We start from the raw sequence: 10439 nt of genomic DNA, 5'->3' as shown, positions 1-10439 counted from the left end.
GTACGGTGTTGTTGTCTTATGGCCCGATCGGCAAGGAAAGTTCCAAAGGGACGTACAAGCAATACGGCTATGGGTCGCCGGTCAAGATAACGTTTCAGGTCGGCCGCTCCAGACGATCCGCCGTCCTTGAGACCATGAGTCCAGGTCCATTCGGCCACGAGCATATGGCTGACCGGGCACAGGCGATTCTCTGGGATTACGACTCCTACGGCCGGTTGCCCCGCCATGTGACCGCGCTTGACGTCGGAGCCTTTACCTCGTCGCAGGAACTATTCTCAGTTGCTCAAGCCCGGGAATTTTTTGTCCTCACGCAATGGACGGAGGGGGCGAGTTACCATGAGGATCTCCAGCGCCTGGTCAAGGGAAATTCCCTGCGGGCCCTCGACCGGCGGCGCACGAAAGCCATGGCGGCTTATCTCGCTCAGATCCATCGGAAGAAACGCCGCGATTCGGATCTCTATCGCCGGCGCCTGCGTGAATTGATCGGTCACGGTGAATGCATTATGGGGCTGACCGATAGCTATCCCGCACGCTATGGATTTATCAAGGAAGACTTGCTCCGGAACGTTGAAGAATCGTGCAACCGCTGGCGATGGCAGTTGCGGGGGGAGGCAGGCCGGCTCTCGCAGGTCCATGGCGATTTCCACCCCTGGAACGTGCTGTTTCGAACGGGAACCGATTTTTCCGTCCTGGACCGGTCGCGCGGCGAGTGGGGAGAACCGGCCGACGATGTGACGTCAATGACTATCAATTATCTGTTTTTTTCGCTCTGCCGATGGGGCGAAATGCGCGGACCGTTTGAGGTCCTCTTTCGTTTGCTGTGGGACACATATGTCGAGGCAAGCGGCGACGAGGCCGTGACCAGAACAGCCGCCCCGTTCTTTGCTTTCCGCGGGTTGGTCTTGGCCAGTCCGGTCTGGTATCCGAAGCTGCCGATAGAGGTGCGTCGAACCATCTTCCGGTTCATGCAGAATGTGCTGGATGAGCCGCGGTTCGATCCAGCGCTCGTCAATGAGTATTGCACCGCATAGCGGCAGGCTCGAGATAGGCAGCCCCTGTCCAGAAATCAGATGCTATACCCTTTGCCCTTAGCCTCGTGCCTCTAGCCTGGGTTGTGAAATGACACGGCACCGAGCCTTCGCCCTCTGGATCACCGGCCTGCCTGCTTCTGGCAAAAGCACAATTGTCGCGACGTTACGACCTCAATTGGAAGCCCTGGGTCTCAGAGTAGAGGTGCTGGAATCAGACGCTGTCAGGCGGATACTCACTCCCGAGCCGACCTATTCTCAACAAGAGCGGGATCTCTTCTATCGCGCACTTGCGTACATGGGGCAACGCCTCGTGGCACATGGAGTCACGGTGATTTTTGACGCGACGGCAAGCCGCCGGGCGTATCGCGATTATGCGCGAGCCGAAATCCCTCGATTCGCGGAAGTTGCGATCGATTGTCCACTTGAGATCTGTATGCAGCGGGATCGAAAAGGAACCTATCAGAGGGGACTGCGAGGTGAATCCGGTACCGTGCCGGGTTTGCAGGTCCCCTACGAGTCGCCTGTGAATCCAGAAATCAGGATCGACACAAGCTCCGTACAAGAAGCGCAAGCGGCGGCCAGAATACTTGAATTTGTCAAAGACAAGTTCCTCTCGTCTCACTCCTGATCATCAGTGATACACCAGGATGGGGCACGGCATCTGGTGCAACACGGCATGGGAGACACTGCCAAGCACGAAGCGTGTAACGCCCTTCCGTCCCCGTGATCCCATGATAATCAAGTCTGCTTCAAGGGCGCCGGCTTCTTTCAGAATCATGTCGACCGGCGTGCCAAGGACGGCACGCCCTCGGACTTGATATCCGAGCGCTTGCAGCTGTTTAGCCGCGTTCTCGATGAAATCCTGCGCGCCCTGGAGCGCCCGGCTCTCGAGTTGCTCGGCTGCGGCGGTTTCCACGGGCCAGGGAGGCCGTACGCTGGGGAGGACGGTGAATAGGGAGAGCTCCACTGGTTCATGAAACGGCTTCAGCTGGAGAAACCGAATCGCCGCTTCCATATCGTCGTTCCCTTGGAGGGGGAGCAGCACCTGTTTCATGGCCTTGACGGGGCCATTCACGATTAGCTTGGCGCATGGTGCTTGAGTCAGAATGCGATGAGAGACGCTTCCGAACAGTCGTTCCTTGATCGGACCGACGCCGCGCGCTCCCATCACGATGAGATCGACTCGCTCCTGCTCGGCGATAGACAGAATAATGTCAGCCGGCGATCCTAACTCGAGGTGTTTTGTCGAGGGGCCCGCGTGAAGCGGCAGGAGTGATTGGACGCGGTCGAGCAGCCGTTGGCCGTCCTCCCGCATGCTTCGCTCGAGGGTGTTGTAGAGCTCATCGGCAACTTCCGGCATCATCATCGGATAAGCTGGTCGTGGCACGTGGAGGGCATGGAGCACGATCAACTGATCCGCTCTGCTCAGGTACTTGAGCACACGGACCGCTTCATAGGAATTATCGGAGCCGTCGACGGCCAGCAACGTCTTCATCAGGAGATCTCCTTTCGCGGCGATGTCGGTTCGTGTCCCTCACGAGAAGGAAAATGGTCGAGGAACCATCCTAAAGCCTGGTCCGCGACCTGCTCGAGGGTTCCCGGTTCTTCAAACAAATGAGTCGCCCCCGGAACGATCGTCAATTTCTTGGTGCACCGGAGCAGCCGGTACGCTGCTTGATTCATCTCGATGACCGGTTCGTCGTACCCACCGACAAGTAACAATGTCGGAGCGGTGACGCTGGGAAGATATTGCTCAGCGAGGTCCGGTCTCCCGCCGCGCGAGACGACGGCTTTGACTGTGACGTGGCCACGTGCGGCGGCTTGCAAGGCGGCTCCGGCTCCGGTACTTGCGCCGAAGTATCCGAGCGGCAGATGTTTCGTGCGTGCATCTTCGGCGAGCCATGTTCCCGCCATCAGCACGCGATCGGCTAGAAGATCGATATCAAAAACATTTTTGCGGTCCGCCGCCTCGCGTTCCGTCAACAGGTCAATCAGTAGAGTGGCCACTCCGCCTTGTTGCAGATGTTGGGCGACGAAACGGTTGCGGGGGCTGAAACGGCCGCTGCCGCTCCCGTGCGCAAAGAGTACGACTCCTCTCGCATCCGGGGGAATACCCAGGGCGCCGTCGAGGGTGACACGTTCACCCTCAATGAGGACAGTTTCTTCTGCGATTCGACCGACATGGCGCTGTGTCATGGTGCCCCCGCCATTCGTTCTCCTACCAGTGGAGTACCGACGCCGCGATGCAAAGGTAGAGGGCTACGCTCACAACGTCCCGGATGACTGTGGCGACCGGCACACTGGCAAGCGCCGGATCCGTCACGAGTCGTGCGAGCTCCGTGGGGGAGATCAATCGCTGTGGCCATCATAACGCACTCTTTACGTCGATTTAACTCAATGGCAGTCCGTTGGACAGAGGAACAGAATATAGAAACCGACTGCGAGGCCTACGAGGATGGCTCCTACCAGGAGCCATTGCGGCTTGGTCATGGGCCCTCCTTGTCCACCGGGAAAACAACTTCTCCACCTGAGTACGCTCAGCAAGTCGGATGCCGGAGCGGACATGAGAGATAAAAGGTGAAAGATGGAACGAGAAGAGGCAGTTAGCGGTTTGCCGCCCTGCACTTTCTCTTTTCTGCTCATAATCTTTCACGTCTTCTGTCGCTTTTTGCGACAACGTTGAGAATTTGGCTGTAGCAGAGATCCCCTGAAAAGAGCCATCGAATTGTCGGGGGATGGCCGGTAAGAAACCGATGCCAGCAAAATCTTTGTTTCTGTATGTAACTTGGCCTTCAGCTACAAGCTCAGAACAGTTCGGGAACATGGCATTGGCCTTGCTGAGTATGAGTAGAGGTGATTGGAAGACGGTTTGGGAATGAGGTAGTTTATGGCTACACGACTCTTTCGGAAGATTCTTGTGCCGGTGGATTTCTCACCTTGCTCCAATGCGGCGTTTCGGATTGCCGTCCAAATGGCGCGGGCGTTTCAAGCGGAGCTGTTGGTGCTGCACGTGATCGACACCAGTACTGTGGCTGCCTTCAATCGATTAGGGTTGTTGGCGGTTCCTTCAGACGCAACGGCACAACGTCGCCGGCTACGTCATCAGGCCAGGCTCAATGTCAGACAATTGTTGGAGTCGCAATCGACAAAAGGCATCACGGTTTCACGGGTTGTTTCCGAAGGGGCGCCATTTGTGGAAATCGCCAAGTTCGCGCGCCAAGAGCGGATCGATTTGGTTGTCCTGGGTAGTTACGGTGGACGCTCGGAGAGCATGGAAAAGATCTTTTTCGGATCGACCGCTGAGAAGGTTGTACGGACGGCAGGTTGCGCAGTTTTGACGGTTCCCATTCCTCCGAGGAAGGAACGGAAAGACATCGTTCTATGACTCTATGACAAGGAGGCACACATGAGGCATAGTTGGGGCTGGACTGGATGGGTGGTGATGGTTGTGGTGGGCATTGTGGCGCTGTGGGGGAGCACTCCCGTCGAGTCGCAATCCGAGCAAGTCGTTGAAGTGGTGATCAAGGATTTCTCGTTTATCACCAAACAGACCCCCCTTCGGTTAGGTCTTCCCACGGTGATCAAGGTTGTCAATGAGGACGGCGAACGGCACGATTTCGGATCTGTGATGTTCGAAGGCATTCCGACAAGGATCGAAGAAGACGGGGTCATTGTATACGGAAGGGGAGTGGGTGGCGTCATGCTCGATCCCAAGAAGGGTGCGACGATTCGATTCAACATGGAGCGACCCGGACGCCACACGTTTCGCTGTTCGATCCATCCGAACATGAAAGGCGAGTTGTTGTTACTGAGTGCGGAAGCTGTATGACGGCGGACAAGGGGCGCAAGACAGACATTAGGTAAGATGGAGAACAGTGGGCCTCCAGCCATTTGAGAGTCAGTGACTATGGCCAGTTCAATTAACAAGCTGCTGCTGGCGACGGATTTTTCCGGTTGGGCAAACCGCGCAGAAGAATATGCCTGTACCTTGTCCGCTTCCTGGCACGCGCATCTCACGGTCATGACCGTTCTGGAGTTTCCACCGGGATTGAATCCGGATTATCCGGTTAACCAGCGTTATCTGACGGACCGGACAAAAGAAGCCACAGAACAACTCGCGGAGTTCAAACAGCGTGCATCGGAGAAGGGAATTGCGGTGGCGACACGAATTGTTACCGGAATTCCCAGCGAGGAAGTCACTGCAGTAGCCCGAGACGAAGGGTTCGACTTGATCGTTGTAGGGACCAAAGGCAAAACAGGGCTGGCTCATGTCTTGTTGGGGAGCACGGCGGAGCGTGTGATTCGCATGGCCCCTTGTCCGGTTCTCGCGGTGCATGAAATGAAAAAAGAGGAGATTGTGGCGGAGCAGGGCAATATCGGCATCAACCGCCTGCTTGTCCCCGTCGATTTTTCCGATTGCTCGTTGGACGCCCTGGAATATGCTGCTGTCGTTGCCAAGCAGGCCAAGGCTTCGATCGATCTGCTCCACATTCTCGAGCCGGTATCCTACGGGTTGGATTTTACGCTCATCCGTTCCGAGGAACGTGCGAAGCATCGTCAGAGGCTGACCGCAAGGCTCGAAGAATTGTCGGCCGCCCTTTCTGCGGCTGGCATTGCAGCCAAGAGTCATGTGCGCGGTGGCGTACCGTCCGATTCTATTCTCGATGACGCGCGAAAATTCTCGTGTGACGCAATCGTTATGGGAACACACGGTCGCCGCGGGCTGTCGCACGTGATGGCCGGCAGTGTGACCGAAGCGGTGCTCCGTCGGGCGGATCGTCCCGTGTTGACGGTCCGTAGTCCGAAATTCGGTCCGGACCACCGCCGGGTGGTTGCCCTTCGAACCAGCTAAGCCATGAACCTTTAACCCAGGAGCAGGAGATGAGTGTGGTGGCAAAAAAAGGAAGCAAGGCGAGAAAACAAGCAGCTCCTCCGAGCGCGCTGCAAAAGCCGATTGAATTGCCCGAAGGTACGTGGGAACGCATCAGGGCCAAGGCCCACGAGCTCTGGGAGGCGCGGGGACGCCAGGGGGGGGAAGAGCTGAGAGATTGGCTCGAAGCGGAAGAGATCGTAATGGAAGAAATTCATGAAGCTCGGGAGTGAAAAGACGGCTGGTTTCTGGACCCCATGTCCGCCCGCTCTCGATGCCGTGCTTGCCCGGCTTGAACGGCTCGCACTCAAACCGCAATTCGCCTTTCAGCGCGAGCTGGCCCTGGCGAAGGCGCTCAAACCATATTTAGAAGGCGGAACAGGACGAATCGTCGCTCCGCTTCCGCAAGAGTCGGAGCTGGCGCGATTGTCGCTCTTCTGCGATTTTTATCCGGAAGACGGGCAGCTGACGTTGATCGAACAGTTGCGGGACATCATTACTGAACACATCCCGAACGAAGAACGGGTGTGGCTTGATCCGCTCAAACATTCCTATCAGGACCTGCTGGAGTTGACCGGCATCTCCAAAGCGGATGGGACCTTGACACTCAAGTCGATCGGCGACGGGACGACATTTACCGTCCCCGGTGGAGAGTTTGCCAACGTTTTCACTACAGGACACGTATTGCTCACGCGTGTGATTCGGGATCCGGAAGATTCCGAATCGGGAAAGGGCCAGCTGGCGGGGTGCGGAATTGTGTTGGCTCCTTCCGATGCCAGGACCCTGTACGAGGAGACGAGAGAATGGGAGCAGCGCATGGAAATGTCTTCCGGCTCGCTTGTGTTGGGCGAGTGGCAGGAATTCGCAAAACGCTTCGGCCACATCATCCTCTGGAATTTTGCCGAGATGCGGTTTGCCGCGTTGGTGGATGCAGTTGTTCATATTCAGTACCGCAATGCAGACGGCCAGCCCTATCTATATGCCGTGGCGCTCTATGATCAGCACGAGTATCGGCTGTTTGCCGATGGGATCGCCGAGATGAAGGAATTTGTACCTGAGGAGGGAGGTTTGCAGGGATCGAAGCAGGACGCCGCTCGGACGTGGATTCAGCGCGAGATGGCAGGGAGCCAACGGGGAGTCGTGGCGAGAGTGACGCTCACCACTTCCCAGTTGATCGTCGAGTGTGATAGTCCGGATCGGCTCGATACCCTGAAACATCAACTTGCGGCTTCGTTCGGGTTCTCGCTCCATTTTCGCGGCGAGACGATGACCCCGCCGGCCCGACAGCTGTCGGTCGAGGAGCTGATGTCCGACGAGCCGATGACGGTGGTCGTCACGCCGCAAGAGGATCGGGCGTTGCTCAACTCGTTTCTGGAAAAGGCCTATTTAGAATGGTCGGATCAACCGCATCGGCTGTTGAGCGGACAGACGCCTCGCCATGCCGCTGCGTCTGCGGCTATGCGCGCAAAGGTCGGGGCATTGATCGACGAGATGGAATGTCATGATCCCGGAGTGCATCGATTCGGCAAGCCGGCCTTCACCTATAATACTCTTCGCGGACATATCGGTCTGGATGAAGTGCCGGAATGACAGGCGCATCGCGTTCGTGGCTCACCTAGGTTCTTGAGTCCTGTCGTCCGTTCCGCTGCTCACAGGCAACCTCTCGAAACGGTGGTGTGAAAATGCCCATGGAAACGAAAACAGAGCAGCCAAAGCCGATTACGCTGAGCGTAATCAAAGCTGACATCGGCGGCTGGGTCGGCCATTCGGCGATTCACCCGGCCTTGATCGAGTCGGCGCAAGAGCGGTTCGCAAACGCCAAGACAAGCGGCCTGATCGTCGACTACCACGTGTCGGCCTGCGGTGACGACTTGCAACTTATCATGAGCCATCGCCATGGGGTCGATCATGAAGAGATCCATCGTCTGGCCTGGGAAACGTTCGAAACAGGAACCGGCGTGGCAAAAGACCTTCATCTCTACGGGGCAGGACAGGATCTTCTTTCCGATGCCTTCAGTGGAAACGTGAGGGGCCAGGGTCCAGGAGTAGCGGAGATGGAGTTCATCGAGCGAAAATCCGAACCGGTGCTGATTTTCATGGCTGATAAGACCTCAGCCGGTGCGTGGAATCTTCCTCTGTACAAGATGTTCGCCGATCCCTTTACGACGGCCGGTCTGGTTATTGCCCCGGCCATGCATCAGGGGTTTCGATTCGAAGTTCACGATATCTGCGAGCATAAGAAAATCACGTTCGATTGTCCGGAAGAGCTGTACGACATGCTGATGTTCATCGGTGCGCCGGGGACGTACTCGATCAAGTCGGTCTTTTCACGCGCCGATGGAACGATCGCCGCTGCCTCGTCAACCGAACGGCTCTCTCTGATCGCCGGGAAATATGTGGGTAAGGACGATCCCGTGATGATCGTCAGGGCGCAGCAAAATTTCCCTGCCGTCGGCGAAGTGCTGGAACCTTTTCGTTATCCCTGGATCATCGAGGGCTGGATGCGGGGATCTCATCACGGCCCGTTGATGCCGGTTTCGGTGAAGCAGGCCACGCCGACCCGCTTTGACGGCCCTCCGCGCGTGGCCTGTTTGGGGTTTCAACTGGCGGACGGGCGTTTGGTCGGACCGCGGGATATGTTCGAGGATCCGTCGTACGATGAGGCCAGGCGGGATGCAAATCGGATCGCCGATTTCCTTCGGCTGCACGGCCCCTTCGAGCCGCACCGGTTGCCTCTCGATGAAATGGAGTATACAACTATGCCGCAGATCATGAAGAAACTGGAAAAGCGCTGGGCCAAAGTATAACCGCGAGGAAGGGATCGAGATGAACATGCAACGGGCGACTGTCGGTATTCTCGTCGGGGGTGGTCCAGCCCCCGGCATCAACAGCGTAATCAGCGCGGTGACGATCCGCAGCATTCTTGGGGGCTGCGACGTCGTCGGCATTCTCGACGGGTTCAAGTGGCTGATGGAAGGGAGTGCCGGGCGTGCGAGACCTCTCTCAATCGAGGAAGTCAGCCGCATTCATTTTCAGGGAGGCTCCTATCTCGGCACGTCACGGGCGAATCCGACCAGAAAGGCTGAACATCTCGATCTGGTGTTGTCCTCGCTGGGAAGTCTCGGTGTCTCACGGCTTGTTTCGATCGGAGGAGACGATACTGCGTATTCCGCTCTGAAACTGGAGGAGCGATCGGCCGGGGCCATCCAAGTCGTCCATGTGCCGAAAACCATCGATAACGATCTGGACCTCCCTTACGGGATCCCGACGTTCGGCTTCCAGACCGCCCGACATTTCGGCGTGGAGATCGTGAAAAATCTTATGGTTGATGCGCGGACAACTTCGCGCTGGTATTTCACTGTGACGATGGGACGTAAAGCCGGACACCTGGCTCTTGGCATCGGCAAGGCCGCCGGAGCTACGCTGACGGTTATTCCGGAGGAATTCAAGGAACGCCCGGTGAAACTGCAACGTCTCGTGGATCTGTTAATCGGGGCCATCATCAAGCGGCTCGAAGGCGGGCGGACCGACGGTGTCTTGGTGCTGGCGGAAGGTCTGATTGAAATCTTGGATCAACGAGATCTCGGGGGGCTTGAGCATGTCGGGCGTGATGAACATGGTCACCTGCGCCTCTCCGAGGTGGATGTTGGCGAACTGTTACGGCGCGAAGTGACGAAAGGGCTGAAAGCGCTGGGAGTATCCACGACAATTGTGTCAAAAAATGTCGGCTACGAGTTGCGTTGTGCTGACCCGATTCCCTACGATATTGAATACACGCGCGACCTCGGCTACTGCGCCGCCCAGTACTTGCTTGACGGCGGCACGGCAGCGATGGTGTCGATTCAGGACGGGCGCTTTCTACCGATTCCCTTTAAGCAGATGCTTGATCCCGTTACCGGGAAGGCGAAAGTCAGGATGGTCGATATCGCTTCGCAGTCGTATCAGATCGCGCGACAGTACATGATTCGGCTTCGACGGGATGATTTGAGGGATTCAGCTGTGCTGGGCCGCTGTGCCGCGATGGTCGGGCTTCCACCTGAGGATTTCAGAAAGCGGTTTGAGCCGGTCGCTGCCGGTGAAGGGGATCCGAAGAGAAAGGAATGATCTCATGAACGTGCTTGTTGCGACGGACGGATCGAAATACGGGAAGTGGGCGCTTGAGTGGGTTGGGAAGCTGCCATTCGTGCAGGCGCCGAAGGTCAAGGTGCTGCACGTCCTGGACGTCGCGGCACTTCGCGCGCCCTTTGTCGTCCAGCCGGTTGTAGCGGGGAATGAGCGCTATATCAAGGCTGAGATCGCCCGTATGGAAGCGCATGCGAAGAAGACCAAGAATGAGTCGACGGCCTTGATAAAATCGCTTCATCTACAAGGGCGGGTCGTCCTGGCAAGGGGCGGTGTGAACGCGACTATCGTCAAAGAGGCAAAGAAGGGCGTGCAACTCCTTGCCATGGGCTCACGGGGGTTGGATGCGCTCGATCGCTTCATGTTGGGGAGCGTGTCTACCTATGCGATGCATCATGTGCCTTGCTCGATGCTGG

General features: G+C 57.2%; 12 protein-coding genes. 10 read left to right on the top strand and 2 right to left on the bottom strand.

Annotation, left to right across the window (positions count from 1 at the left end):
- Both ACWVCN_RS07855 and ACWVCN_RS07850 read left to right on the top strand, forming a co-directional pair.
- The coding region (locus ACWVCN_RS07855; RefSeq protein ID WP_455245011.1) for a phosphotransferase at positions 1–1031 on the top strand (1031 nt) is incomplete at its 5' end.
- A gap of 88 nt (positions 1032–1119) precedes the next feature.
- Positions 1120–1659: an adenylyl-sulfate kinase gene (locus tag ACWVCN_RS07850; protein WP_455245010.1), complete on the top strand. Its 540-nt coding sequence runs from the start codon at positions 1120–1122 to the stop codon at positions 1657–1659.
- 3 nt (positions 1660–1662) lie between these two features.
- Here ACWVCN_RS07850 and ACWVCN_RS07845 read toward each other — a convergent pair whose 3' ends face one another.
- Positions 1663–2526 (bottom strand): universal stress protein, encoded by an 864-nt coding sequence (locus tag ACWVCN_RS07845; RefSeq protein WP_455245009.1) that lies wholly within the window; start codon positions 2524–2526, stop codon positions 1663–1665.
- Positions 2526–3227 carry a dienelactone hydrolase family protein gene (locus ACWVCN_RS07840; protein ID WP_455245008.1) on the bottom strand — a complete coding sequence of 234 codons (702 nt, stop codon included), beginning with the start codon at positions 3225–3227 and terminating at the stop codon, positions 2526–2528. Before ACWVCN_RS07840 ends, ACWVCN_RS07845 begins: the two co-directional genes overlap by 1 nt.
- Before the next feature lie 691 nt (positions 3228–3918).
- Here ACWVCN_RS07840 and ACWVCN_RS07835 point away from each other — a divergent pair.
- The 8 genes from ACWVCN_RS07835 to ACWVCN_RS07800 all read left to right on the top strand — a co-directional run.
- Positions 3919–4416: a universal stress protein gene (locus ACWVCN_RS07835; protein ID WP_455245007.1), complete on the top strand. Its 498-nt coding sequence runs from the start codon at positions 3919–3921 to the stop codon at positions 4414–4416.
- A 21-nt stretch (positions 4417–4437) separates the two neighbouring features.
- On the top strand, positions 4438–4860 hold the full coding sequence (locus tag ACWVCN_RS07830; protein ID WP_455245006.1) for a cupredoxin domain-containing protein: 423 nt from the start codon (positions 4438–4440) through the stop codon (positions 4858–4860).
- A gap of 78 nt (positions 4861–4938) precedes the next feature.
- Positions 4939–5883, top strand: a complete 945-nt coding sequence (locus ACWVCN_RS07825) for a universal stress protein (RefSeq protein WP_455245005.1) — start codon at positions 4939–4941, stop codon at positions 5881–5883.
- Between the two features lie 29 nt (positions 5884–5912).
- The gene (locus ACWVCN_RS07820; RefSeq protein WP_455245004.1) at positions 5913–6134 is read left to right on the top strand and encodes a DUF2934 domain-containing protein; all 222 of its coding nucleotides are present in this window, start codon (positions 5913–5915) and stop codon (positions 6132–6134) included.
- Positions 6118–7491: a hypothetical protein gene (locus ACWVCN_RS07815; RefSeq protein ID WP_455245003.1), complete on the top strand. Its 1374-nt coding sequence runs from the start codon at positions 6118–6120 to the stop codon at positions 7489–7491. The genes ACWVCN_RS07820 and ACWVCN_RS07815 overlap by 17 nt, the downstream gene beginning before the upstream one ends.
- A 98-nt stretch (positions 7492–7589) precedes the next feature.
- On the top strand, positions 7590–8708 hold the full coding sequence (gene fbp / locus ACWVCN_RS07810; protein ID WP_455245002.1) for a fructose-1,6-bisphosphate aldolase/phosphatase: 1119 nt from the start codon (positions 7590–7592) through the stop codon (positions 8706–8708).
- A gap of 19 nt (positions 8709–8727) precedes the next feature.
- Positions 8728–10005, top strand: a complete 1278-nt coding sequence (gene pfp / locus ACWVCN_RS07805; RefSeq protein WP_455245001.1) for a diphosphate--fructose-6-phosphate 1-phosphotransferase — start codon at positions 8728–8730, stop codon at positions 10003–10005.
- A gap of 4 nt (positions 10006–10009) precedes the next feature.
- Positions 10010–10439 (top strand): universal stress protein (locus ACWVCN_RS07800; protein ID WP_455245000.1); only part of this gene is annotated, 430 nt, incomplete at its 3' end.

Source organism: Petrachloros mirabilis (genome assembly GCF_975968855.1).
This window is presented reverse-complemented; position numbering and strand designations above follow the sequence as displayed.

Bases quoted from the DNA above. Each gene is read 5' to 3' on its own strand.
- ACWVCN_RS07850 (WP_455245010.1), top strand. From the start codon at position 1,120: ATGACACGGCACCGAGCCTTCGCCCTCTGGATCACCGGCCTGCCTGCT.
- ACWVCN_RS07845 (WP_455245009.1), bottom strand. From the start codon at position 2,526: ATGAAGACGTTGCTGGCCGTCGACGGCTCCGATAATTCCTATGAAGCG.
- ACWVCN_RS07840 (WP_455245008.1), bottom strand. From the start codon at position 3,227: ATGACACAGCGCCATGTCGGTCGAATCGCAGAAGAAACTGTCCTCATT.
- ACWVCN_RS07835 (WP_455245007.1), top strand. From the start codon at position 3,919: ATGGCTACACGACTCTTTCGGAAGATTCTTGTGCCGGTGGATTTCTCA.
- ACWVCN_RS07830 (WP_455245006.1), top strand. From the start codon at position 4,438: ATGAGGCATAGTTGGGGCTGGACTGGATGGGTGGTGATGGTTGTGGTG.
- ACWVCN_RS07825 (WP_455245005.1), top strand. From the start codon at position 4,939: ATGGCCAGTTCAATTAACAAGCTGCTGCTGGCGACGGATTTTTCCGGT.
- ACWVCN_RS07820 (WP_455245004.1), top strand. From the start codon at position 5,913: ATGAGTGTGGTGGCAAAAAAAGGAAGCAAGGCGAGAAAACAAGCAGCT.
- ACWVCN_RS07815 (WP_455245003.1), top strand. From the start codon at position 6,118: ATGAAGCTCGGGAGTGAAAAGACGGCTGGTTTCTGGACCCCATGTCCG.
- fbp (WP_455245002.1), top strand. From the start codon at position 7,590: ATGGAAACGAAAACAGAGCAGCCAAAGCCGATTACGCTGAGCGTAATC.
- pfp (WP_455245001.1), top strand. From the start codon at position 8,728: ATGAACATGCAACGGGCGACTGTCGGTATTCTCGTCGGGGGTGGTCCA.